The organism is Paludifilum halophilum (genome assembly GCF_002245355.1).
GTDB classification, from domain to species: Bacteria; Bacillota; Bacilli; order Thermoactinomycetales; family DSM-45169; genus Paludifilum; species Paludifilum halophilum.
In genome coordinates this window covers 1-452 of the sequence record NZ_NOWF01000077.1, presented here as the reverse complement: position 1 = coordinate 452, position 452 = coordinate 1, and the positions used below count along the sequence as shown (strand labels likewise).

Sequence of the window (452 nt, the reverse complement as noted above, 5' to 3'; positions counted from 1 at the left end):
TTCCGCGCCTGCCTCCGCGCCTGCCCTCCAATCTCTCTCGACCACCATGTCCGAGGAGCCACCTCAGATAGTCATGGAAGATGCCCCGCCCTCTCCTCACGATGACGAGTCCGAGGCATCCCAAGATGAGAGCGAAGAGGAAGCGCCCGCAGAGCTCATGGTCAAGACCAGAGCCCGGCGATCCAATGCCGGCAACCGCATGGCCAACCTGCTCGCCAATGCGGCCGAGGAGGAGGAGGAATGGGGGGAGGAGTGGGAGGAAGCTCCAAACGAGGAGGAGTTTCAGGGCGATGCTGTCAATGAGCAGGAAGACTACAACATGGATTCGTCATCATCAGACGAGGATGACGATGGCGCCGACGACGACGATGCGGGCGAAAAGGAATTGCGCAAGGCAGAGCGACAAGAGCGGAACAAGAAGCGCAAAGCCGCCACAAACCCCTTCACTGCAC

At 60.4% G+C, this 452-nt stretch carries 1 pseudogene; it reads left to right on the top strand.

The annotated features are described in order from the left end of the window. Nucleotides 1-73: 73 nt before the first annotated feature. Nucleotides 74-452, top strand: a pseudogene (locus CHM34_RS20450) (hypothetical protein); the annotation flags it as partial.